This is a genomic window from Pseudomonas sp. BNK-7, from assembly GCF_048072025.1.
Taxonomy (GTDB): Bacteria; Pseudomonadota; Gammaproteobacteria; order Pseudomonadales; family Pseudomonadaceae; genus Aquipseudomonas; species Aquipseudomonas danubii.
Genome location: NZ_CP182252.1, coordinates 5,000,025 through 5,019,174, shown reverse-complemented (window position 1 = coordinate 5,019,174; position 19,150 = coordinate 5,000,025). Strand labels below are relative to the sequence as shown.

The window sequence follows — 19,150 nt, the reverse complement described above, 5'->3', positions numbered from 1 at the left end:
CAGAGCCAGATGTCTGCGACCCTTATTCAGCCCCCCAAAAAAAAGAAGAAAGGTCGCAGTGTGATCACTGTCGGCGGCGGTGCTTTCGGTGTTGGGAGGAGGCCGCAAGCAATAAATTAGTCAGTTTCCTATTTGCTCTTCAATGCTGCAGGCGCCGCCCTCCGTGACCGGTGGTGGCAATTTGATTTGGGTTGGGGGATTACGGGAATCCGTCGATTTAGAGAATTCAAATTGTCGTAGGAGTCGGCTAGATCCGTTCTGCCGACTCCTGCTTTCGCAACGGGCTCCGCGCCCACCCTTGCCCCTACAACGAGCCGCTCAGGCACAGAACGCGAGGCGCCGTCCTTTGGGTTGGGGAGTCCTCGCCTCTGATGGGTGAACACCGAGCGAAAGGCGCAATTATAGGTGGAAATCGCCCGCAGCCTCCGGCTGGTAAAGCACTTTCCTGATCTCAATCCGGCGGGTCCGATCAGAAATCCGCCAGTCGATGGTGTCCCCCTCCTGATAGCCAAGGATGGCGGCGCCTATATCGGAATACACGGAATGCTTCCCTGCGTTGCTGTCCGCGTCCTCAGGGTAGACCAAGGCTACTTCGATCTCTTCGTCGTCCAGTTGCAGCAGGGCCCTGGAGTTCATCGTGACGACATTGCGCGCCACCTGCTGCGGCTTGACGACAATGGCTCGCTCAAGCTCATGTTCGAGTTCAAAAACGGCCGGGCCTTGCTCGAGCGCGATCAGGCTCTCGAGCCTGGCCTTGTCGATTTCGGTGATGTAGATCTCAGTGGAGTCGGCAAGGGTACCTTCGCGCAATAACTGGAGATAGCGCCCCGCCGTCATGGAAAATGATGTCAATGTCGGCGTTTCGCTTTCAAGCAGAAAGCCGCTGCGCTGAAAGGCTTTCAGCGAGCGCGTGTTATCCGGGTGAATCTTGGCGATGAGCTTCTCGGCCCGCATGTCGAGGAAGGCCAGTTTCATGCCTTCGCGGATGGTGCGAGCGCCAAGGTTTCGGCCCCATTTGTCGCTGTCTCCGATGACCAGAACTATCTCGCAATTGGAGCCGGTCTTGATCAGACGGACAAAGCCCACCGGCGCGTCATGCCGGTCATAGGCCATGAAGAATCGGCCGCCCCGGTTGAACAGATGGGTCAGGATCGGCAATTGAGTTCGATCGATGACTTGCTCGATGGAGCGAGAGACATCGCGTGAATCGCTCAGATAGCAGGTAACGCGCTCATCCTCCAACCAATCCATCAACGTCAGCGCGTGCGCCCGAGTAATTTCAGGGCACAGCGAAATGAAAGGCTTGTTCATCTTAACCACACTTATTTGTAAAGGATGGAAGCCCGCCATGGCTATGGTCATTACGGTTCGTCGGCAGCCGGCCATTTTAAGATATACCGCGAGTAATGGCGAACATCCCGGCTAGTTCGAGTAAATCATCGTTTTGCCGAGCACGAGCACGAGCACAAGCACGAACCAGTCAAGCGCTCAAGCCTCGATGAAGCCGATTACATTCAGAATGATCAGCGCTGTATCGTTCTGCCCCTTGATGCGGTACCACACCAGCCGAGACACCTTTCTGGTGGAAATCGGCAAAAAAAAGAAGTTCGGCGAAGAGAGGACTCGTCAGCTCTGGAAGGCCTGCGTGGCTTGGATTGACGGTGTTCTGGAGGTTCGTCGAGAGGCCGCGTAGTTCCTTTCAATTATGATCTTTGAGTGGAGTTTTCTATCAAGGGAGGGAAGGGGAATGTCCAGTTCAGGAGGGTCATCAGCCAAGTATCGAAGGCAAACTTTTGGTGCAGCCTCGGTAGGCCGGGCCAATCCACGAGCGGCAAAGCTCTTGGCTCCGTCACCACCACCCGCGGCGACGTGAGCCGCTATCAGTTCCGCCTGGCTGCGTTTCAGCGCAGCACCGCCGATGTGTGCCTGGAGATGCCCAGCCTGGCCGATCTATTCTTTGAGCTTATGTTTCCTCTTGGCTGCAATAAAATCTTGAAAGCTTTTAATAAAGCCTTGTCTTATGTCGGGCAATTTTTTTTTAGAATCAGAAAGTAAAGATAGATAGGAGTTGTGTCACCTGTGCCTGCCTCTATCCAGCGCTCTTCAGTTTCAAAGCAAAAAAGAACAGAGCGTATGAGGAACGAAAAGTTTTCATCTGATTGACGGTGCTGTTTCTTTACCGCCCAGAGTTCTAGTACAAGCTTTCTCCGGAGATATCCATCGCTTTCTATACGCTCTCGCAGGATACTATCTTCAATATATGGAGTCAGCACCTTCAACTTAGAATCAGAAATGGTTGCAAGTACACCACCGTCAATCAGACTGAGCAAATAGCGAGCGTACTGACGTTTCATTTCGCCGAAAGACACGCTCGCTTCAAATAACGCCTCTTCAAGGCAATCAAACTCTTGAACCTCCAGGCTATCAATCATTATACAGCTCCAGCTTTTACTCTCATCGCGCAGCAGCAATCGGCCTAAAGCGGCCTGAGCAGATTCGGGAAGGGGTTCGAATCTCTATTTTCGCGACCCTGGTTGCATTTGGCGAACTGGTTGTTGGCTAGGGAGGTGAGGTTGTGGGGCAAAAATGGAGTAATCCATACGCCAAACTGAATCGCCCCTGCGCATCGTGCAGCTCGGGCACCGTCGATGTTGGTTAGAATGGCGTGTTGAAGTCTATTGCTCGCAAGGGAATCCAATGAGCACTGAAAAGCCAGAGCTTTTGTTCATCCTTCAAAGTTTTCTAGATAATGTTTATGAGAAGGCTTCGAAAAGCCAGAGTGTTTTCCTCAAAAGGAATCTTGGCCACTACACATACGCGGATGAAATACTCTTCGTCTACGTGACGATCTTCCCTAAAGAGGTTGAGCTTGTTTTTGAGAGCAAGCAGGTAAGTTGCGGAGTTTTTAGTATTGCTTTGGATATGTGCATGTCCAGTGGAGAAATACTGGCTGGCGACCTGCTGTCTCTGAATGGGAGATGCGAGGAGATCAGCGCGGCATTGGCTTTGCAAGAAGACTGGGTGTTGGCCCTGTTGTTAAAGTGCTTGGGCAACTGAGTCTTTTTTCAGGAGCGTGGACAACGCAGGCGTTCCGGTTTACCGGTTCGCGAGCGCGGAGTTTATGCAGTTGGCCCAGAGTGTGTAAAAACCGCTTCCAAGACCGGCGGAGTATGTTTCAGGAGAGGAGTTGAAAACAGCCTGGAAACTCTTGGTATGGTGCGAGACGGTTTCCTCTTATTAGGACAAAAAAATGATTTCACATGTATTCATCGGAGTGAATGACTTCAATCGAGCACTTGTGTTTTACCAAGGGGTCATGCAGATGCTCGGACTTGATCTCAAGTTCACAGACCTTGAACGCCCATGGGCGGGCTGGAAACACCCCGACACTGCACGCCCTCTTTTCGTGCTGGGCAAGCCGTTCGACGGCGAATCTGCGGCGCTAGGCAATGGGCAAATGATTGCTCTGCTGGCACCTAATCGACAGCGCGTAGACAACGCCCATGCCCTGGCGTTGGCATTGGATGGAACATGTGAAGGCGCTCCGGGCTCGCGACCCGAATACCACCCGAATTTTTATGGGGCGTATTTTCGAGACCCTGAAGGAAACAAGCTTTGCGTCTGTTGTCACGATCCGGAGTAGGTCAAGTGTGGGATCTATTTTTGGCCTGAAATCGTGAACAAAACATTGTCGAGAACCCCGGCGCCTGGAGCGAGAGGCTCAACGCAATTTCACCAGCGCCAAACTGAAGCGGCGAATGGAAGAAATTGAATCGAGCATCAACCGTTACCTGACGGCACTTGATGCTGCCGATCGGCAAGAACCAACAGTCTCCGAGCCCAGCGCCGTGCGGCTGGAAGAGAAAATCGTCAAGTTGAAGACGCAAATGAAAGAGCTTCAAGCAATTGAAGTTCAGCTCAACGAATCGCCGGACCTGAAAGCAGCCGTTCATGACTGACCCCTTTTGAGCATTGGAAGTCCCTAAGAAATCAGTTCCGCAATCAAAATCCTGCCCCGCATACCCCCGGACTTGCCTTACTTGGACAGCGACAACGGCACCCCCCAGATGGGATCTTCCATGCCTTGTTTGCCCAGCGGCGTGATCTGCATGGGCTGGAGCCTGGACAGCAGTTGCCGGTGCTTCTCGCTCAGGTTGCGCTGCTCGATGAGGTGCTGCGAAAAGCTCATGGGTGCCGGCCAGGTGTAGACGGTCAGGTTGTCGAGCGGACACTCGATTTTTTTCGGATCGATCGCTCGGCACTTCGACTGCTGGTACTTGTAGCCAGGGGTCTTCAGATGCATGCGCGGGGCCAGCAGCAATTGCCCGCCCTGGATGGTGAAACTGGCGAGCGCCTTGTCGACCGGCAGGCGCGCCTGGACCTTGATCGCGGGAATGTCGCGAGAGTCGGTCTGTTGGTAATAACCGGCCGGGGAGCCCGCCGTCGTCTGGGTATATTGCTGTTCACCCCAGCTCACGCAGGCACCCGAGGCCCTGACTACAGCGGTACAGACACGCTCGGTCTTGGTCTCGCTGCCATAGGTAGCGTCCTTCCAGACCTCTTCCCTGTAGTACTCGCGATACAGTTCAGGGGACAGGTAGGCGGTCCCGTTGGCGCCACGGCCCGAACCGGGTGGACCGCTGCGGGCGCCGACCTGGTCAAGCAAACCGCGGAGCTGGTAGTCATCGCCGCCGGTCAGCAAGTATTTGCCGGGTGGCAGGATATGCACCTCGAAGGCCTTGAACAGGTAGGTTTCGCCAGGCGGTCTCTGCAGCGCGTTGGTCTGGAACTTGCGGCCGAAGGTCACCTTCGGATTTTTCTCGTATTCCCAGATCACCGTTGGCGTCCATTGCGTCATGGTCAGCGCATCGCTCAGCGACTTGTGCGGCATCACGTCCGCCACCAGCACTACCGCCATGTTTGCCTTGAGTGCTGCGTCCACTTGGTCCAACAGCTGCGCGTAGCGCGGATCGTCTATGCTGCCGTAGGCACCCGAATCGAGATCGGAGACGCAGCCGCAGAGAGATAGGGAGAGAAGCAACGCCGTGGGAAGGGCAAAACGCAGTCGGAACAGTCTCATGTATCAGTCCTTGAACTATCTATGTCGGGCCAGCCACTAAGGCGCCAAGGCGACGCCCGTGCAGCGGCCACGAATGGAGAAGTCCTTGATCTGTCTGGCCTTGTCGACAGTCATGGAGAGGGTGCAGCCGCTCGTGTGAGTGACATCGTCCCAGTAGTTGGTGTGGACCATCACGCCGCCCTGCATCTCGCTGGAGCTGCCGACCACTTCCTTTTTCACGTAGGAAGTGTCGCGGTACCACTGCATTTGCACCTCGCTGCGGTCGGGCGAGGGCTGCATGCGTCCGGGCGGGCCGAAGAAGTCGATGGCTTCCTTGGCATCGCGTCCCTTCCATTGCTGGCCGGCCCTGTATTCCGGGAGGGTGGGAATGCAGCCGCTCAGCAAAGGCAACAGCAGGCCGAGGGCAAGTAGGTGCCGGGTCATGACGGCCTCCTTCATTGCGCGCTGTTGCCGAGCATTGCGTCCAGGCTCTGCACGGCCTCGCTGTTGGCCTGGATGCCGTACAGTTGCTGGAACATGGCCTGGACGGTCTCGACCATGCGGCCGGCGGCCATTTTGCCCATTGGCAGCATCTGGTTGTTCTCGCGGTTGCCTGCTGCGCAGACGAAGGCGAAGGTGCGCTGCAGCCAGTAGTCTTTCGGGGCGATCCAGCCCTGGGCAGTGGTCACGTCCTTCATGGCGTGGTCGAAGCGGCGCATGGCGCGGGCGCTGTCGAAGCGCACTTTGCGCTCCTTGCACTTGTACTGGATCTCGTAGGCCGCCAGCACGGGCATCGCCGGGTCTTCGAAGATCTGCATGATCATGGCCGACTGCACCCCCTGGGGCTTTTGCAGGATGCCGGCGGCATCGGCGACGAATACCTCGTTGTGGTAACGCTCGCCCTTGCCGTAGACGATCCAGTATTCACCTTGAGGCGTGGCGAGTGCCGTGCCGCTGGTACACAGCAGGATGAGTGATAGCGGCAACCATCTGGCGCGGGGGAATGGAATCGCCATGATATTTCCTTCCTTGATGGGGCTTGTCCGTGGCCGCATGGGACCGTCCAGAAGAAGGAATATAGGTCTGGCCGGCAGTAGCGGTCGATTAGGGCGGATGTGCTAATGGCGCATTGCCGTTATCGATCGGGTCAACGAAACCTGTGAGTGGCGGTCGTCTGCATGATCAGAACCTTGGGCATGCACAGGTGCGGTGTTAAAGTGCCGCCACTGAAAAGGGAGAGCGGGATGCGGGGCCAGATACTGGATATCTCGACAGAGGTCGAATCGTTGCTCCTGCAGCTGGGGGCATCAGGCCGAGGTCTGCATGAAAAACTGAGTTCCATTGAGGGAATGATCAGCCCCCCAATGGCGAAAAAGATCCGCTGGATTGCGAGCGTGCGCAACAAGGCGGTTCATGAGCGTGTTGTCGAGGTGGATCTTGAAGACTTCAGCAAGGGCGGGGTGCAAGTAGTCGCTTATCTGAAGCAGCTTGTTGCTTCGATCACACCTAAGCAGACCAAGCACAAAGAACCGCAAGGTTCGCCTGAGCCAGGCAAGTCCTGGGCCGAGAAGGATGGTTGGGAGAAGACCAAGACGGTCGGTACCTATATGGCGGCCGGCGCAGCTGTGGTCGCTTGGTTGTTCATGTCCTCCAAATGAGTCTTCACGATTGCTTATGGCCCGGTTCTCTTGCCGGGCTTTTTCGTTTCCGGCGGCCTGATGCTGGAAACTGTGGTTCTGGAAAGACGCGGTATTGCTGAGTATTGGGCGTTGTGTCACTGAGTGCTGCGTTGCCTGGCAATCACATCTCAATAGTTGGCATGGTGCTTTTGCCGCAACTTATCAGTTGCCCCGCCGTGACCTGTAGTCCACTTGTTGGTTTTGCCGCGTACCCGGCAAAGAAGCCGACGGACACCAATGCAATGTAGAGGACGGTTTTTCTCAGGGCCATGCTGGCACTCGCTCACTGTTTGATAGGGAAATGTCCAGCACTGATCCTCATTGACGGAAAAGGTTCCAGGTGAACGATGTTGCGCGTGCTTCACTAGGGACGATGCAAGTTTGGCCATTGGCGGTGATTCGGCCCCGGGCTCAACTTGCCACGGGGTGGCAAGTTGCACTATTCAGCAAAGGCTATCGGCTGGAGAGGGTATGGAAAGGGGTGGAAGGCCCACGTCGCGAATGGCCGCGGCGAGTTTGTCCTGATAGATCGTCAGAATGGAGTAATCCAGCTTTTGGGTGATGTTGGCGCCGTCTGCGCAATTGGCCAGGAGTTCATCCAGGGCGCCGGCCACCAGGTCTGCGGTGACTTGCAGGACATTCAATCCAAAGCGGTTATCGACAATGACCAGATTCGTTAAGTCGTACATACAGCCCCTATGGTCACTGTGCTTATGAGTAGTGGCTATGAGCCATGATTATTTTAACTAAACGGCAGGTGCGCTGTCATCGGGAGAAGATGGGCGGTGTCGCGGGCTGATAGGCGTTTGCGCTTCTGAATTTTCAGCACGCCTGTGGCAGCCCTGTGTACCATTGCTGCCCGCGAAAAAAGCACCAGAGGCAATCTGCATGCTGATATTGAAAAAGGGCGACAACCAGGGCTTGAGGGTAGGGCCGCGCTGGCCGTCCGCAAAGGTGTTGATGGAGCGCGAAGTCTTTGTGCAACTGCTCAAGGTCCAGTCCAGCCTGCCGCGTTCGGTGCAGTTGTTGGTGACCCGGGGCTACGAGCGCAAGAGCAGTTACCTGGGGTTTTTCAGGACGCTGTCACGCTGGCTGGGGATCAGGTTGTTCTGCCTGTGTTATCCAGGGCGTAAAGAGGAACTGGAGGATATCTTCGGTTCCAATGGCCATGATGTGGATGGCACTCATATCGATGTGTCCATTGTCTTCAATGGCAAGCGCCTGCGCTTTTTACCACTGGGGGTGTTTACCCCGCCGGCGCGCCAGCAACAGTTGCAAGGGCGGTACTCGGCTGTCGTTGATGAGGTCAAGAACCTGTTGAAGCGTCACGGTTTCGAGATTCATCGCAATCACACGGAAAGCCTGCAGATTCATTGCGACTACAAGGCCTGATAGCCAGGAACCGCCGTCCTGGGCTCGGCTGCCGAGTCCATAGCGCTCATGTCCTGAACGTAATAAGGAAGTTATGTGTTGCGAAGTCTGTTGTTGCTGGTGTTGAGCTTTGTCTTGAGTGGATGCACGGCCCTGATGACTCGCACTACTCCCATGAGTTGCCCCTATATCGGCGTGCGCATGGATTGGGCATTGGCTAAGGAGAACAACGGTGTGCTCTGGCCTTTTCTGGCGTTGGATGCTCCATTCTCCGGCGTGGTGGATACGCTGATGTTTCCCTTCGAATATCAGTACAGCTGCACGCTTTGATCTTGAGCTGGCCGATGACCTGCCGCTCACTCATGGCGGCCTCTGTGTGTCTGACCTTCGATCACTGACAGAGACGACCGTCTACAGTTAAGTGTGACCTTGGCTTCCCAAAGAGAACCGACATGCTCAAGTCTCGCTTGTTGATCGCTGTTCTTGCCGGCGTGCTCTTGGCTGGCGCTTCCCCTCTGGCGTTGGCCGACCCCGGAAATGGCAAGGGGCAGGGGCATTCCAAACACAGTTCTCAGGGTGACCAGGGGGGGCATGGCAAGGGGAAGAAGTCAGACGCCGATGACTGGAGTCATGGCCCCAGTGTCGATCGCGGCAGTGTCCTGGGCATATTGGGTGGGCACCGTGACTACTGGAGCCCGGGACCGGCGCTGCCTCCAGGCATTCAGAAAAACCTGGCTCGGGGCAAACCTCTGCCCCCGGGAATTGCCAAGAAGCTGGACCACCGGCTGTTGGGGCAGCTTCCTCGCTATGACGGTTATGAATGGCGGCAGGCCGGAACCGACCTGATTCTGGTGGCTATCGCCAGCGGGATCATCTACGAAGTGCTCAATGACGTCCTCAACTGATTGGCGGGCCTGTTGAGGTTTCAGCCTGTCGTGGCTGAAATCTCAACATCGAGTCCGTCTTCTCGAAGCGTTATTGCCAGCGCTTGAACAGCACGCTGGCATTGACCCCACCAAAGCCGAAACCATTGGACAGTGCGTATTCCATGGCCATTTTGCGTGCCTGGTTGCGCACCAGGTCAAGGCCCTCGGCGGTGCTGTCCGGGTTGTCCAGATTGAGGGTTGCGGGCGCGATCTGGTCACGCAGGGCGAGGATGGCAAAGATCGCCTCGATGCCGCCGGCGGCACCCAGCAGATGCCCGGTGGCGGACTTGGTGGCGCTGATGGCCAGGCCGCTGCCGGTGCCGAATACAGTCCTGATGGCAGCCAGTTCGCCCTTGTCGCCCACTGGCGTGGAGGTGGCATGGGCATTCAGGTGCTGGACCTGAGAGGCTTGCACGCCGGCCTGGCGCAAGGCTTGCTGCATGGCACGCCGGGCGCCGTCGCCATCTTCCGGCCCCGCGGTCATGTGGTAGGCGTCGGCGCTGGTGCCATAGCCCACCAGCTCCGCGATGGGCTGTGCGCCCCGAGCCAGGGCATGTTCCAGCTCTTCGATGACCAGCAGTCCGGCGCCTTCACCCATGACAAAGCCATCCCGTGCCTGATCGAAGGGGCGTGAAGCCCGTTCCGGGGTGTCGTTGTACTCGCTGGACAGCGCTCGGGCTGCGGCGAAGCCTCCCAGGCTGACCCGATGGATCGCCGCCTCAGCTCCACCACAGACGGCGATGTCGATTTCACCGGCGCGGATCATCCGCGCGGCGTCGCCAATGGCCTGGACTCCGGCAGCACAGGCAGTGACTGGCGCTCCCAATGGTCCCTTGAGGCCGTGGCGGATCGAAACGTGACCTGCCGCCATGTTGCTCAGGAATGACGGAATGGTGAACGGCGACAGGCGCCGCGGGCCCTTGCTGTCGGTGGTTCGCACGGCATCGGCGATGGCCGGGAAGCCGCCTACACCAGAGGCAATGATGGTGGCTGTACGTTCCTGGGCCTGGGGACTATCGGGTTTCCAGTTGGCCTGGGCCAGGGCTTCTTCGGCCGCCGCCAGGGCGAAGAGGATGAAACGGTCCATCTTGCGCTGTTCCTTGGGGGCCAGCAGCCGATCCGGGTCGAAGCCGGCCTGGGGATCCTCGAGCGCGTCTGGCACCTGGCCGCCAATGGTGGTGGGCAGCTCCTGGATAAACTCTTGCGGCAATTGACGGATTCCGGATTGTCCCGCCAGCAGGCGCTGCCAGACCTGCTCGACCCCACAACCCAGTGGAGTGATTGCGCCCATACCGGTGACTACGATGCGTTTACTCATGCGGGTCCTGCTCCTTAGTTGGTTTGCGTGGGGAACAACGAAACGTGGACGATACTATCATCATGAAAGTAACATCCGAATCCACAAATACTGAGGTGCATCGCAGGAGCCAGCCATGCAACGAAAAAGTCTGATCGACGCTGAATGTCCCATTGCCCGCAGCCTGGAGCGGGTCGGCGAATGGTGGAGCATCTTGATCATGCGCGACGCGCTGCATGGCCTGAGGCGCTTCGACGAATTCTCCCGCAGCCTGGAGATCGCCCCGAACATGCTGACCCGACGCTTGAACTCACTGGTGGAGGCGGGGCTGTTGGAGCGCCAGGCCTACAGCGAGCGCCCCTTGCGCTATCAATATGTGCCTACAGCCAAGGGCGAGGATTTCCGTGTCGTACTCATGGCCATTGTAGCTTGGGGCAATCGCCACTACGCGCCCGAGGGCGAAAGCGTGCAACTGGTCGAGCGTGAGAGCGGACGACCTGTGCAGCCAGTGATGGTGGATGTTGCCGATGGTCATCTGGTGCCGTTGCAGGCGTGCACGGTACAGGCGGGACCTGCTGCCAGCGTCGGCATGCGTCAGCGACTGATGGCTATGGTGGAGTGAGTCCGGTTTGGGGCTGGCTCCGTGGAGCGGCTGCGCTGCCGGGCGGCTCGCTCTGGACGGTGGGTCCCGGGAGAAGGACGGAAGGATTGAGGTTACTGGGGATCAATTTGCCTACCACGTAGCCGCTGTGGCTGATCAGGGCCAGCAACAGCAGTGTGTTATGCAGTTTCGGCAACACCTCCAGCACCCAACTGCCTGAGCCCAGGCTATGGCCGACGGCGGCGCCATAGACAAACACCACCACCATGGTGATCAGCAGCATCTGCAGGCGTGGCAGGTCGACGATGACGCCATTGGTCACGTCCTCGCCGCGAATCAGGTCGGCCAATCGCGCATCCTTCGGGTCACTCTTCATCAGTACCTGGCCTTTGGCTGACGGCAAGGCGACCAGGCTCTGGCTGTCGAGCAACTGCTGGCCGGTGGTTGCCAGAGCGTTGGTGTCTGCAGGCTGCTCGGCCTTGCGGTTCAAGGCCATGGGGGCTGTGACGAAGCTGGCCAGGCTGAAGCCCATCAACGCGATCAGGTTGTAGTCCAGGTCCACCATCAGCGCCGTAGTGGCGTTTCCCCGGACAATGTTGCCGATGTACACCGTATACAGAGTGGCCAGTACCAGCAGTGTCCACAGGGTCATTTGCAGGCGTGACAGCGAATACCGGTTGCGCTCGTCAATCAGCACCCCAAGTACCCGTCCGCGAATTCGCAGACCGGCGAGGACGAACAAGACGAACAGGCCGGCCAGGCAACTGGCCCAGGCGCCCAGGCGTGGCCAATCGAATGCAGGTGCAACTGTCAGGTACGAGGGAGGGGTGGGGTGACTCAGAAGTAGGGCGGCGGGTGCGCCGGTCGCGAGCAACACGGCCAGCGTACGCAGCAGATAGCCATTGGTTTTCATCGTGGCAGGCCCTCTCCTTGTGTGGGCGGCTGTTTTTCCTTGGTCTGCGAGGCCGCTCTTGTCTCCAGGCTGCTTGACGTCGCGGGCGCCCTCCGGCTCATGGCCGCAGGGGCGCCTGCTGTTGGGTATAGCGAATCTTTTTCCTGGCCGTTTGCCGTTGGTCGGGTGTTGTGTAGGGGGGCGGCGGGTGTCAGCGAGCGCCAAGCCCGCGGCGCCAGGCCGGGTGGAAGTGTCGCCAGTGCGCGTCCTGTGCCGCCGCCAGGAGTTCGCGGTCACCCCGGGTATCGCCCCAGGCCCTGAGTCGATATTGGTTCAATGGGCCGTAGACACTTTCCAGGCGCAGTACCTTGTTTTCGCAACGGCAATTGTGGCCGGCGATGCGGCCGGTCAGCACGCCATCGACCACCTCCAGTTCGGTTCCGATCAGGCTGATGCCCAAGCGTGTGGCGAAAGGCTGCAGCACCAGGGCCGGCGACGCCGAGCACAGGGTCACCAGCGCTCCGGAACGCAGTTCCCCGGCTACGGCTTGCAGCCCACTCGGGCGCATCAGTCGGGTCCAGGATTTCAGGCAGAAGGCTTCGGCCTGTTGCTGGAGCCACGCCGCCTCGATGCCCTTGAGAAAGGTGCTGATCAATTGCGCCTTGAGTCGGTCGCGGTCAACGCGACGAGTCAGGTAACCCAGACTGGGTAGCGCCAGCTTGAGTATCCGTTGGTTGAACCCGCGTTGCCCGAAGGCAAACTTCAGAAAGGGCACAAAACTGTCGTGGCGAGTGAGGGTTCCGTCGAAGTCGAATACCGAAAGCACTGGGTTGGCATCGGCGTTGAGTCCAACGGTGTCCGGGGGTAGCGGCTGTGTTTCAGCCTCAGCGCTCAGGGGCGGCAGGGTCTTAGGGGGGGGCGACATAGCTGTTCTCGGTGGTTGCAGCCGCTTGATTCGCGGCCGGTATTGCCAGTAATGGATGCAGTTTACGCGCTCCAGCCTTTAGCCGCGGGCCGGATAGCCGGAGGATCAGAGGCGCAGCATGGGCAAAGGTTTCCAGGGGCGGATCAGCAGTTGCTTGAAAGACAGCTGAACCAGGCGCAGATGAAAGCCTGCATCAGGAAAGGCTGAAAATACCCGGCGGCGATCGTCTCGCGAGAGGCCGAAATTCAACATTCCCAGCGACACATCTATCCAGTCGGCTCGGCGAAAACGTTCCACCAGGCTGCCTGGGGGTGGGGCGGCGGTGATCTTGTGGTGCTGTTCGATCATTGCCAGCACTTCGGCTTTCCACTCGGACCTGTCTATTTCATCCAGGTGGTTTTCAGCCAGGCGCAGCGATGGCGGTAGGTAGTCGAACGTCTTGGCGGTCCAGATGCCCAGGTCGTGGAAGGCGCCAGCTATGGCCAGTTTCTGCAACTGCTGGGCATCGGCATTGATGAGCAGGTTGCAGAAGTTGATGACCCGGTACACGTGGTTGCGATAGCCGGTGAAGTCCTTGCCCAACTCTTGGCGATAGCGTTCCAGCAATTGATCCAGCGGTTCCAATCGTGTCAGCAACATTGCTTTTCCCTTGCAGGACTGGCGCTGGGGCCGGTCATTGATATCCGGGCAGTGGCTCATTGGGTTGCAGAGGTGCTGGCGCGTGCTCTTTCAACCATGGCCACGATGGTGGCGCAGAGTTCTTCCTGGGCTTGTGCGGGAGTGATTTCTCCCAGCGCCGCCGCGTGGGAAACCGCTTCGGCCGCACCCAGCATGGCGCGCAGCCCGGCCCTTGCGATCACGGCTCCGGTAGCGAAGGGTTCCAGAGCATGGCGGCATTTCTCTAGGAATATTGCCTGGTACTCGCGCTTGATGATCTCAAGCTCCGGCGAACTGGCCAGGGCGGCAATCACCCCGGGGATTTCGCGGCCCTGCAGTAGCACGCAGTCGACGTAGGACGTGGCAATGACTGCCGCGCGGGCGGCAAGGGTCGGTTCGCTGGTTTGCAGGGCCTGTTCCATCAGCAGCGTCTGGCGCTGGTCGAAGTCCTGATACAGCGCCGCCAGGAGCACCGCTCGAGTGCCGAAATGGTCGTAGACCACCGGCTTGGTGACGCCGGCCTGTTCCGCCAGATATCCCAGGGTGAGCGCCTCGGTGCCGTGCTCACGGACAATCTGCCAGGCGACGGCCATCAGTTGTTGCAGGCGTTGCTCCCGCGACAGGCGCCGTCGCGGCGATGAAGTGGAATCGGTTTTCTGACTGCTTGACATGGCTATATACCAAAAGTAACTTATCGGCAGTAACTTACTAAAAGTATATAAAGCTCAATCCCCCAGCGCAATCCGTCCGCAGGAGTACTCGCCATGCATGCACTTATTATTGTCGCCCATCATGATCCCAAGTCTCTCACCCATAGCCTTGCGGCGCAGATTGCCGAGGGGCTGGGGGGCGGTTCCGGGCATTCATTCGAGATTGCCGATCTCTGGGCTGAAGGGTTCGAACCACGCTTCGGTGCTGCCGATATTGCTGTGCATCGTACCCAGGTGCTTCCTCCCGCCGATGTGCTCGCCGAACAGGCACGGATCGACCGCGCCGATGCTCTGGTGCTGGTCTATCCGGTTTATTGGTGGTCCATGCCGGCGCTGCTCAAGGGTTGGATTGATCGCGTGTTCTCCAATGGCTGGGCCTTCGATTTTCGCGCGGACGCCAAGCTGGAGAAGAAGCTAGGGCGTCTGAGCGTGCACCTGATAGGCGTTGCCGGGGCCGACGTTGGCACTTATGAGCGACATGGTTATCTCGGCGCGATGCAGACCCAGATCGACCATGGAATCTTCGACTACTGCGGCGCCAGGGTACTGACCTCGCAACTGATGTTTGACTCGGAGAGCGGCGATGTGGCGCCTTGCCTGGAGCGGGCACGAGCGCTAGGGCAGGCACTGTTCAGTACCACCGCAGTCGTCGAGTCGGCGTGAGAAGAGGGCTGGAACCGTTTTCAACGCAGTATCACTTTCGTACAAAGCCTAGCCCCAGCAACACCAGGCAAAGGTGGACAGGCACAGCATCAGGGGCAGGGCGTCGAGAAAGTCATTCATACCCACACATTCCATTCAGGCAAGTGCCGGCAATTTAAGGTGAGCAACGTTGTCTGTCTGTTGCGATTCTGTGAATTTTCAGCGCATTTTCGTTTAACGGTGGACGGACTCTCGCACTGCGGTGATGGGCAATTCAGGCGCATCATCTTGGTGCCTAAAAAGGTGCGAGAAGGCGTGACATGAAACTAAAGTACTCAAAAAAAGTGTGGATATTTAATGACTTAGGTGATTTTATTTGCGTTTTTTTCTTCAAAATATCTTGTTACAGAATGTACTGTTCCGTTACTATAGCTCCGCGTTCACCTACCACGGTTTATGCATTTTTAGCCCCAAGTGTCCATCAGCTACTTGGGCTTTTTTTTGCCTGAAATTTGTCTCCGCCGCCTTTCTCGACGCACCCTTCCTACGCAAGCTTCAGAAGCCGGCCCGGCATTACGGGCGACAATCCCGCAATTCAATGCTCCAGGATGTGCAGTCCTTCTTCAGTCTGTGGAAGCTCGAAGTAACGGCAGATCAGCTCGAATTGTTCCTTGCTGGTACTAAAGGGGTGATCTCCCTGGCTGTTACGTTCCCGCAGTCTTCTCAGGCAGACATCCTCATCGACATTCAACAGGTGCAGTCGATGCTCGACCTGTGCTTGATCTGCCAAGGCTCGCAACCAGGCGCGTTGGGCCAAAGTATTGGCGGGGAAGTCCAGTACGACATTGTTGCCACCACGCAACAGACTGATCAGCAAAGGCTCCAGCGCGTTTTTCAGGCGCTGGGCATGCAGCGCATAGTCAGCAACTGAATGAATAAGGCCCGGATACAACTGCGCCAGCCATTGGTCCTCACAGATCAACACGCTGCCGGGAGCCTGGGCCAGTCGCTTGGCCAGTGTGGATTTACCCGAGGCGATCTTGCCGCACAGCAGGTGTAGAACAGCAGGGGGTGAGTGGCTCATGTTTGTCTCCTGGGGTTTGCGCTTCAGAAGACGGGTGATAAAACCCGCCTCCGAGGCGGGATGATTAGGGGTTGAACGACCGCTAGCCCACCTTGCTGATGCAGGCGGTCATAATCGCGGCGGGGCGGGACTGAAGATTCAGGTTCATAGGTTTGAAACTTACACAACTGACGGAAAAAAGCACAGCGCAGAATAACGCTGGAGAAGCAGGTAGACCCAGGCGATCAGTGCGTGGCCTGGCGCAGAATCTGCGCAGTAGAACTGAGAGGTAGTTAGCATTTGTTGTGTGTTTTTTCGATACAAAGGATCAGGCGCTGACCTATTCTGAATGGGAAAAATCCACAAAATTCCACACAGGCGATAAGCCATGCTCTCCACCAGCGAGCTTTGCCACATCTTGGAGTCCGGCTTTCTCCCGCTTTCCTGCGTCTGCAGCGTGCATCCCAGCGGCTCCCTGACGATCAAGATCTACGATGCCGATTCAGGCCGGGTGGATTTATTGTTAACCGGAGTCTCGACTGCCGAGCTCACCAGTGTGCGCGACATCTCCAACCTGATCGGCGAGTTGCGTACTGAGCTGCGGGCAGGGCGCAGAGGCTTTGCCGGTGGTTTTACCAACTACGCTGGTTAACACCCCCCAGTTGTCATTGGTGACAGTTGAACATGTCATTCCGAACGCATAGTTTTGTGGCGTTCGCCCGGTATCTATGACTCTTTACCGGTTCATGGATGGCGAGGTCATGTGTACTGGGCGAACTCCGTTGGCTATCGATGTGCTTATATCCAGCCCAGGGCCTGTAGTATCCCATCGCAGCGTCAGTATCTGGTCAATGAACCGGGACGCGGCATGCCATGACTTTTGACTCTTCGATCTGTCCTTGCGGATTGACTCGATATCAAGGACGACCTCCATGAACATAGGCAATACGCCTCCCGCCAATTACACCTACGCACAACTGTCAAAGGTGCTGGAAAACAACCGCACAGCGACCCAGGTCAAGGGCCCCGAGGCGCCAGTGGAACAGGCGTTTTCGACTCACCTGGAAACCGAGTTGGCCGTCTCCCAGGACGACCCGCACAAACTCAAACTATCGTTGAATTTTCTGGCTGAGGCTTGAGACCTGCCAAGGGCCCGCTTCGCGCTGAACGCATTGCATGGTTTGACTGGCGCCCCTCTCGAATGAACTTGTGGCTGGTGATAAGTCTTTATAAATCAGTTGGTTGGATAAATTCTCCGTGTTAGTCTTGGCGCCGCTTAACAAGTCGACGCGATGTTTGATGACCCTATCCAGGATGATCAGACCGCCGCTGTAGGCTGCTGATTTACTGTGTTTTTTTACACAGGACTCAGAGTGAAGGGAGAGGTTTTTTTGCCTGCTTCGACCTTGCTTCACAAGGACTGGATGTATATATTCCACACCCTGCTTTAAGCACTGGCCGGTCTGATGCCGATTGACTGTTCCAGTGCCGCGTGATCGCGCTACCGCCCGAATGGCGAAACTGGTAGACGCATGGGACTTAAAATCCCCCGCTCGTAAGGGCGTGCCGGTTCGATTCCGGCTTCGGGCACCATCTATTTCAAGGGCTTGCACGGTTTTTTTGAGTGAGCCTTATCCTTAACTGCTCCGCAATTTCAAATACTGCTCCGCAATTCACTTTGTTGGCGAGACCTTCTTACCTATCCGATTGCGAATGTAGTGCTCGGTCATGACGACAGTTGTGTGCCCAAGCTGGTCGCGTGCCTGCAGAATATCTCCGCTAGCTTCGAACTTCTCCATGCCTGCTTTTGCGCGCAGATCCCTCATTTGAAAATCAGCCTTTTTAACCCCGGCCGCCTCTCGAGCAAGGTCGAATCTTCTTCGTAGCATTGCGACCGTCAATGGTGTGCCATCTTCCAAAACGATCAGCCGCGTCGAGCGGAATTGGTGGGAGTCCTTCCTCGCCATTATTCGATCAAGAACTATCTTCAGTTCGCCAGTGATTTCGATGCGGCGCTTTGCCTTGGTCTTTCCTTGTTGAACAGCTAAGCGGCCATCGCGGATATCCACGCCGCACGTAGCGGCAGAAGGTGGTTACTCGGCCTGCAGCCGGTAGTAGGTGGTGCACCGGCACCTTGGACAGATCATGTCGCTGACGCCCGAGCCGTACTTCTTGGTTGGCACTTTTAGCCGCTCGCTTTCCATGTCCTTGTTCTTGCAGCGGCAGCACTGAACTTTTATGTCGGACATGCGTGTTTCCCGCCCGCCATCGCCGGCAGGCTTTCCGATTGTGAGGGTGTTGTTTCAGATGGTGCTGATTTGCCCTGGCGTTGCGCCTGGCTGTGGTTTGCAGCGTTCGCCCGGCCTAGTCCTTCATTTCAAGTCCAGGGCTCTCGGGTCGGGTGGACTCTTCTGGACCAGTCCTGTCGGAGTGTGACCCGTCCGCTGAGTTTTACGACTCAGCTGGCTTGGGCCGTGACGGTTTTGTTGAACTTAGGTAACTTGGCATTTTCCCTTCACGGATGACGGACTCATGCCAAGAACGAATCGTATTGCAAAAAATGCCCTGAGCATCTCGCTGCTGGGCCTACTAGTCACTAGCACATTGACCTTGGCAGAAACTCAAAAGGTGACCGATCTGTTAAGCAGTGGCTATGAGATCAAAGCCGCCTACCAGTCGCCAGCAAGAGTCGGCACGGTTCACTTTCTAATCTTGCAAAAAGGCTCGTCTGCGTTCCAATGTATGAGCTACGGCTCCGAATTAAGGCCGAAATTCTTCGACTATTCCAACACCTACTCTTGCGCAAAAGTTCAGGATCTGATTCCGGTCCAGCCTAACCTCGGGCAATGAACTAAAAGTGCATTTACGGTTATGGGTAACGCTGGATTTGGTCTAGGCCGCGCAGGTTCGGCAACGTCATTCATGGCCTTGGTCCCGTGTAGATCCGGTAGAGCATGTAGAGGGCGGGGAGGACATGGCTGCACCTCCCGACGCGCCCAGTAGCAGACCGGGCCGTCGTCGGTGTCATGGATAGCCAAGCAGAACCAGCCTTCGCCTTCAGGCTTGCCCGGCTCCCAGTAGCCGCAGTGCGGCTCGTCGGACTGGAAGTAGCGATCTGCACCTCTTCCGGTGCGTCTGTCTCCAGGCTGATCATGACGAGCTTCAGGCCCTGCTGTGCGACCCAAGCCTTGCACTTTTCGCCGTCGCCCTCGTCGAAATCCGGCAACTCGGGGTGCTGGAACATTCCGTATTCGTCGCGAACGACCGGTGCTGCTTGGATCAGTTTGATTTCTTCAGGCATGACTTCGTCTTTGGCCGCCATAGCGGC

Annotated in this window: 25 protein-coding genes, 1 tRNA gene and 3 pseudogenes; 14 read left to right on the top strand and 15 right to left on the bottom strand. The window is 57.2% G+C overall.

Features of this window, described 5'->3' with window-relative positions; genetic code table 11:
* Positions 1 to 399: 399 nt before the first annotated feature.
* Positions 400 to 1,362, bottom strand: coding sequence for a bifunctional GNAT family N-acetyltransferase/nucleoside diphosphate kinase regulator (locus tag ACMGF8_RS22740; protein WP_102863569.1), 963 nt, complete (start codon positions 1,360 to 1,362; stop codon positions 400 to 402).
* A 354-nt stretch (positions 1,363 to 1,716) separates the two neighbouring features.
* Between ACMGF8_RS22740 and ACMGF8_RS22735 the strand changes: the two genes are divergently transcribed.
* Complete coding sequence (locus tag ACMGF8_RS22735; RefSeq protein ID WP_416757169.1) at positions 1,717 to 2,055, top strand: hypothetical protein; 339 nt, start codon at positions 1,717 to 1,719, stop codon at positions 2,053 to 2,055.
* Here the strand turns inward: ACMGF8_RS22735 and ACMGF8_RS22730 are convergent.
* Entirely contained in the window at positions 2,019 to 2,432 is a 414-nt protein-coding gene (locus ACMGF8_RS22730; RefSeq protein WP_416757167.1) for a hypothetical protein, read from the bottom strand. The two genes, ACMGF8_RS22735 and ACMGF8_RS22730, sit on opposite strands and share 37 nt — an antisense overlap.
* Positions 2,433 to 2,697: 265 nt before the next feature.
* Between ACMGF8_RS22730 and ACMGF8_RS22725 the strand changes: the two genes are divergently transcribed.
* From ACMGF8_RS22725 to ACMGF8_RS22715, 3 genes and pseudogenes are all read left to right on the top strand, one after another.
* Positions 2,698 to 3,057, top strand: a complete 360-nt coding sequence (locus tag ACMGF8_RS22725) for a hypothetical protein (protein WP_416757165.1) — start codon at positions 2,698 to 2,700, stop codon at positions 3,055 to 3,057.
* 193 nt (positions 3,058 to 3,250) lie between these two features.
* Positions 3,251 to 3,643: a VOC family protein gene (locus ACMGF8_RS22720; RefSeq protein ID WP_416757163.1), complete on the top strand. Its 393-nt coding sequence runs from the start codon at positions 3,251 to 3,253 to the stop codon at positions 3,641 to 3,643.
* 82 nt (positions 3,644 to 3,725) lie between these two features.
* A pseudogene (locus ACMGF8_RS22715) lies at positions 3,726 to 3,956 on the top strand (IS5/IS1182 family transposase); the annotation flags it as partial.
* A gap of 80 nt (positions 3,957 to 4,036) precedes the next feature.
* Here ACMGF8_RS22715 and ACMGF8_RS22710 read toward each other — a convergent pair.
* The 3 genes from ACMGF8_RS22710 to ACMGF8_RS22700 are packed head-to-tail and all read right to left on the bottom strand — an operon-like array spanning position 4,037 to position 6,075.
* Positions 4,037 to 5,080, bottom strand: a complete 1,044-nt coding sequence (locus tag ACMGF8_RS22710; RefSeq protein WP_416757161.1) for a hypothetical protein — start codon at positions 5,078 to 5,080, stop codon at positions 4,037 to 4,039.
* A 36-nt stretch (positions 5,081 to 5,116) separates the two neighbouring features.
* Entirely contained in the window at positions 5,117 to 5,503 is a 387-nt protein-coding gene (locus ACMGF8_RS22705; protein WP_102863142.1) for a hypothetical protein, read from the bottom strand.
* 11 nt (positions 5,504 to 5,514) lie between these two features.
* Positions 5,515 to 6,075 carry a hypothetical protein gene (locus ACMGF8_RS22700; protein WP_102863143.1) on the bottom strand — a complete coding sequence of 187 codons (561 nt, stop codon included), beginning with the start codon at positions 6,073 to 6,075 and terminating at the stop codon, positions 5,515 to 5,517.
* A 162-nt stretch (positions 6,076 to 6,237) separates the two neighbouring features.
* Here ACMGF8_RS22700 and ACMGF8_RS22695 point away from each other — a divergent pair, with 162 nt between their 5' ends.
* On the top strand, positions 6,238 to 6,717 hold the full coding sequence (locus ACMGF8_RS22695; RefSeq protein WP_146036404.1) for a hypothetical protein: 480 nt from the start codon (positions 6,238 to 6,240) through the stop codon (positions 6,715 to 6,717).
* Positions 6,718 to 7,181: 464 nt separating this feature from the next.
* Here the strand turns inward: ACMGF8_RS22695 and ACMGF8_RS22690 are convergent, their stop codons facing one another.
* Complete coding sequence (locus ACMGF8_RS22690) at positions 7,182 to 7,427, bottom strand: hypothetical protein (protein WP_250330675.1); 246 nt, start codon at positions 7,425 to 7,427, stop codon at positions 7,182 to 7,184.
* 199 nt (positions 7,428 to 7,626) lie between these two features.
* Between ACMGF8_RS22690 and ACMGF8_RS22685 the strand changes: the two genes are divergently transcribed.
* From ACMGF8_RS22685 to ACMGF8_RS22675, 3 genes are all read left to right on the top strand, one after another.
* The gene (locus ACMGF8_RS22685; protein WP_102863146.1) at positions 7,627 to 8,130 is read left to right on the top strand and encodes a hypothetical protein; all 504 of its coding nucleotides are present in this window, start codon (positions 7,627 to 7,629) and stop codon (positions 8,128 to 8,130) included.
* Between the two features lie 75 nt (positions 8,131 to 8,205).
* Positions 8,206 to 8,439: a YceK/YidQ family lipoprotein gene (locus ACMGF8_RS22680; RefSeq protein WP_102863147.1), complete on the top strand. Its 234-nt coding sequence runs from the start codon at positions 8,206 to 8,208 to the stop codon at positions 8,437 to 8,439.
* A 122-nt stretch (positions 8,440 to 8,561) separates the two neighbouring features.
* Positions 8,562 to 9,014, top strand: coding sequence for an anti-virulence regulator CigR family protein (locus ACMGF8_RS22675; RefSeq protein ID WP_416757157.1), 453 nt, complete (start codon positions 8,562 to 8,564; stop codon positions 9,012 to 9,014).
* Positions 9,015 to 9,084: 70 nt separating this feature from the next.
* On the opposite strand, the gene fabF is transcribed toward ACMGF8_RS22675, so the two are convergent.
* Positions 9,085 to 10,353, bottom strand: a complete 1,269-nt coding sequence (gene fabF, locus ACMGF8_RS22670) for a beta-ketoacyl-ACP synthase II (protein WP_416757155.1) — start codon at positions 10,351 to 10,353, stop codon at positions 9,085 to 9,087.
* 115 nt (positions 10,354 to 10,468) lie between these two features.
* On the opposite strand from fabF, the gene ACMGF8_RS22665 reads away from it, so the two are divergent.
* On the top strand, positions 10,469 to 10,954 hold the full coding sequence (locus ACMGF8_RS22665) for a winged helix-turn-helix transcriptional regulator (protein WP_416757153.1): 486 nt from the start codon (positions 10,469 to 10,471) through the stop codon (positions 10,952 to 10,954).
* Here the strand turns inward: ACMGF8_RS22665 and ACMGF8_RS22660 are convergent.
* The 4 genes from ACMGF8_RS22660 to ACMGF8_RS22645 all read right to left on the bottom strand — a co-directional run bounded on the left by ACMGF8_RS22660 (position 10,941) and on the right by ACMGF8_RS22645 (position 14,078).
* Complete coding sequence (locus ACMGF8_RS22660) at positions 10,941 to 11,846, bottom strand: hypothetical protein (RefSeq protein WP_102863151.1); 906 nt, start codon at positions 11,844 to 11,846, stop codon at positions 10,941 to 10,943. The two genes, ACMGF8_RS22665 and ACMGF8_RS22660, sit on opposite strands and share 14 nt — an antisense overlap.
* Before the next feature lie 190 nt (positions 11,847 to 12,036).
* On the bottom strand, positions 12,037 to 12,750 hold the full coding sequence (locus ACMGF8_RS22655; protein ID WP_102863152.1) for an HAD family hydrolase: 714 nt from the start codon (positions 12,748 to 12,750) through the stop codon (positions 12,037 to 12,039).
* A gap of 105 nt (positions 12,751 to 12,855) precedes the next feature.
* Entirely contained in the window at positions 12,856 to 13,389 is a 534-nt protein-coding gene (locus ACMGF8_RS22650) for a hypothetical protein (RefSeq protein ID WP_102863153.1), read from the bottom strand.
* A 56-nt stretch (positions 13,390 to 13,445) separates the two neighbouring features.
* A complete protein-coding gene (locus tag ACMGF8_RS22645; RefSeq protein WP_102863154.1) occupies positions 13,446 to 14,078 on the bottom strand; it encodes a TetR/AcrR family transcriptional regulator in 633 nt (210 codons plus the stop codon).
* A gap of 93 nt (positions 14,079 to 14,171) precedes the next feature.
* Between ACMGF8_RS22645 and ACMGF8_RS22640 the strand changes: the two genes are divergently transcribed.
* Positions 14,172 to 14,780 (top strand): NAD(P)H-dependent oxidoreductase, encoded by a 609-nt coding sequence (locus tag ACMGF8_RS22640; protein WP_207166007.1) that lies wholly within the window; start codon positions 14,172 to 14,174, stop codon positions 14,778 to 14,780.
* Positions 14,781 to 15,354: 574 nt separating this feature from the next.
* Here the strand turns inward: ACMGF8_RS22640 and ACMGF8_RS22635 are convergent.
* A complete protein-coding gene (locus tag ACMGF8_RS22635; protein ID WP_102863156.1) occupies positions 15,355 to 15,843 on the bottom strand; it encodes an AAA family ATPase in 489 nt (162 codons plus the stop codon).
* 367 nt (positions 15,844 to 16,210) lie between these two features.
* Between ACMGF8_RS22635 and ACMGF8_RS22630 the strand changes: the two genes are divergently transcribed.
* The 3 genes from ACMGF8_RS22630 (at position 16,211) to ACMGF8_RS22620 (ending at position 17,415) form a co-directional block, all read left to right on the top strand.
* Positions 16,211 to 16,474: a DUF1652 domain-containing protein gene (locus ACMGF8_RS22630; RefSeq protein WP_102863157.1), complete on the top strand. Its 264-nt coding sequence runs from the start codon at positions 16,211 to 16,213 to the stop codon at positions 16,472 to 16,474.
* A 280-nt stretch (positions 16,475 to 16,754) separates the two neighbouring features.
* On the top strand, positions 16,755 to 16,961 hold the full coding sequence (locus tag ACMGF8_RS22625; RefSeq protein ID WP_416757149.1) for a hypothetical protein: 207 nt from the start codon (positions 16,755 to 16,757) through the stop codon (positions 16,959 to 16,961).
* Between the two features lie 367 nt (positions 16,962 to 17,328).
* Positions 17,329 to 17,415, top strand: a tRNA-Leu gene (locus ACMGF8_RS22620).
* Positions 17,416 to 17,495: 80 nt separating this feature from the next.
* Here ACMGF8_RS22620 and ACMGF8_RS22615 read toward each other — a convergent pair.
* Both ACMGF8_RS22615 and ACMGF8_RS22610 read right to left on the bottom strand, forming a co-directional pair.
* Positions 17,496 to 17,888 (bottom strand): annotated as a pseudogene (locus tag ACMGF8_RS22615) (tyrosine-type recombinase/integrase); the annotation flags it as partial.
* A gap of 27 nt (positions 17,889 to 17,915) precedes the next feature.
* Entirely contained in the window at positions 17,916 to 18,071 is a 156-nt protein-coding gene (locus ACMGF8_RS22610) for a hypothetical protein (protein WP_416757147.1), read from the bottom strand.
* A gap of 283 nt (positions 18,072 to 18,354) precedes the next feature.
* Here ACMGF8_RS22610 and ACMGF8_RS22605 point away from each other — a divergent pair, with 283 nt between their 5' ends.
* On the top strand, positions 18,355 to 18,672 hold the full coding sequence (locus ACMGF8_RS22605; RefSeq protein ID WP_416757145.1) for a hypothetical protein: 318 nt from the start codon (positions 18,355 to 18,357) through the stop codon (positions 18,670 to 18,672).
* A 125-nt stretch (positions 18,673 to 18,797) separates the two neighbouring features.
* On the opposite strand, the pseudogene ACMGF8_RS22600 reads toward ACMGF8_RS22605, so the two are convergent.
* Positions 18,798 to 19,123, bottom strand: a pseudogene (locus ACMGF8_RS22600) (hypothetical protein); the annotation flags it as partial.
* Positions 19,124 to 19,150 lie beyond the last annotated feature (27 nt).

Excerpts from the sequence above, each read along its gene's own strand:
- ACMGF8_RS22740 (WP_102863569.1), bottom strand. The coding sequence starts at position 1,362 with ATGACCATAGCCATGGCGGGCTTCCATCCTTTACAAATAAGTGTGGTT.
- ACMGF8_RS22730 (WP_416757167.1), bottom strand. The coding sequence starts at position 2,432 with ATGATTGATAGCCTGGAGGTTCAAGAGTTTGATTGCCTTGAAGAGGCG.
- ACMGF8_RS22725 (WP_416757165.1), top strand. The coding sequence starts at position 2,698 with ATGAGCACTGAAAAGCCAGAGCTTTTGTTCATCCTTCAAAGTTTTCTA.
- ACMGF8_RS22720 (WP_416757163.1), top strand. The coding sequence starts at position 3,251 with ATGATTTCACATGTATTCATCGGAGTGAATGACTTCAATCGAGCACTT.
- ACMGF8_RS22710 (WP_416757161.1), bottom strand. The coding sequence starts at position 5,080 with ATGAGACTGTTCCGACTGCGTTTTGCCCTTCCCACGGCGTTGCTTCTC.
- ACMGF8_RS22705 (WP_102863142.1), bottom strand. The coding sequence starts at position 5,503 with ATGACCCGGCACCTACTTGCCCTCGGCCTGCTGTTGCCTTTGCTGAGC.
- ACMGF8_RS22700 (WP_102863143.1), bottom strand. The coding sequence starts at position 6,075 with ATGGCGATTCCATTCCCCCGCGCCAGATGGTTGCCGCTATCACTCATC.
- ACMGF8_RS22695 (WP_146036404.1), top strand. The coding sequence starts at position 6,238 with ATGATCAGAACCTTGGGCATGCACAGGTGCGGTGTTAAAGTGCCGCCA.
- ACMGF8_RS22690 (WP_250330675.1), bottom strand. The coding sequence starts at position 7,427 with ATGTACGACTTAACGAATCTGGTCATTGTCGATAACCGCTTTGGATTG.
- ACMGF8_RS22685 (WP_102863146.1), top strand. The coding sequence starts at position 7,627 with ATGCTGATATTGAAAAAGGGCGACAACCAGGGCTTGAGGGTAGGGCCG.
- ACMGF8_RS22675 (WP_416757157.1), top strand. The coding sequence starts at position 8,562 with ATGCTCAAGTCTCGCTTGTTGATCGCTGTTCTTGCCGGCGTGCTCTTG.
- fabF (WP_416757155.1), bottom strand. The coding sequence starts at position 10,353 with ATGAGTAAACGCATCGTAGTCACCGGTATGGGCGCAATCACTCCACTG.
- ACMGF8_RS22665 (WP_416757153.1), top strand. The coding sequence starts at position 10,469 with ATGCAACGAAAAAGTCTGATCGACGCTGAATGTCCCATTGCCCGCAGC.
- ACMGF8_RS22660 (WP_102863151.1), bottom strand. The coding sequence starts at position 11,846 with ATGAAAACCAATGGCTATCTGCTGCGTACGCTGGCCGTGTTGCTCGCG.
- ACMGF8_RS22655 (WP_102863152.1), bottom strand. The coding sequence starts at position 12,750 with ATGTCGCCCCCCCCTAAGACCCTGCCGCCCCTGAGCGCTGAGGCTGAA.
- ACMGF8_RS22650 (WP_102863153.1), bottom strand. The coding sequence starts at position 13,389 with ATGTTGCTGACACGATTGGAACCGCTGGATCAATTGCTGGAACGCTAT.
- ACMGF8_RS22645 (WP_102863154.1), bottom strand. The coding sequence starts at position 14,078 with ATGTCAAGCAGTCAGAAAACCGATTCCACTTCATCGCCGCGACGGCGC.
- ACMGF8_RS22640 (WP_207166007.1), top strand. The coding sequence starts at position 14,172 with ATGCATGCACTTATTATTGTCGCCCATCATGATCCCAAGTCTCTCACC.
- ACMGF8_RS22635 (WP_102863156.1), bottom strand. The coding sequence starts at position 15,843 with ATGAGCCACTCACCCCCTGCTGTTCTACACCTGCTGTGCGGCAAGATC.
- ACMGF8_RS22630 (WP_102863157.1), top strand. The coding sequence starts at position 16,211 with ATGCTCTCCACCAGCGAGCTTTGCCACATCTTGGAGTCCGGCTTTCTC.
- ACMGF8_RS22625 (WP_416757149.1), top strand. The coding sequence starts at position 16,755 with ATGAACATAGGCAATACGCCTCCCGCCAATTACACCTACGCACAACTG.
- ACMGF8_RS22610 (WP_416757147.1), bottom strand. The coding sequence starts at position 18,071 with ATGTCCGACATAAAAGTTCAGTGCTGCCGCTGCAAGAACAAGGACATG.
- ACMGF8_RS22605 (WP_416757145.1), top strand. The coding sequence starts at position 18,355 with ATGCCAAGAACGAATCGTATTGCAAAAAATGCCCTGAGCATCTCGCTG.